Here is a 661-nt window from a genome sequence, read left to right as displayed (position 1 = left end):
GGGCTGGCTTGTGATGCCCCAAAAACGCCTAGAATTGAACTTGCAAGGTTTCAGATACAAAAAGTAATAGATGCGACGATCTAGCCCCATCGCCCTCAATGAAATTAAGACTATTGCTTGAATGTAGTGCGCCACTGAATCGGCGATACATGAAAAGCCGATTTAAAGTGCTTTCTGAATACACTGTCAGAGCCAAAACCCGCTTGCTCTGCAACTTGAGGTATCGATAGTTTCGTGGTTTCTAATAGACGTTGGCTAAGCACCAAACGTCGGTTTTGCAGCCATTCACCAAATGTACAGCCATAGGTGGATTTAAACTGGCGTGTGAAGGTACGTTTACTCATCGCACAGCGCTCAGCGACTTCATCTAGTGAGTGACACTGATTAAGGCTCTGCTCCACCAGCTCAATCACAAGGCTAATACTTGTCTCTGTAAGAGGTTTTATGTTGACTGGTGCTGGTATGTATTGCTGCTGTCCACCAGTACGAGATGGCGCAGTCACCATCTTACGTGCGAGATCATTCGCAAGCTCACTACCACACAAACGGCGCACTATATGTAGACAACAATCGAGTGAAGCAGCTACTCCAGCAGAGGTAATGATAGTCTCATGTTCAACAAATAGAGGGTTTGGGTCAAAATCCACCTTAGGAAATTGCT

Annotated in this window: 1 protein-coding gene; it reads right to left on the bottom strand. The window is 45.7% G+C overall.

The genetic code is table 11. The features are described 5' to 3' along the window. Positions 1–110 precede the first annotated feature (110 nt). A partial coding sequence (locus AB4154_RS22105) for a GlxA family transcriptional regulator (RefSeq protein ID WP_372124118.1) occupies positions 111–661 on the bottom strand: 551 nt, incomplete at its 5' end.

This window comes from Vibrio sp. 10N.286.51.B11 (assembly GCF_041469245.1).
GTDB lineage: Bacteria > Pseudomonadota > Gammaproteobacteria > Enterobacterales > Vibrionaceae > Vibrio > Vibrio crassostreae_C.
This window is presented reverse-complemented; position numbering and strand designations above follow the sequence as displayed.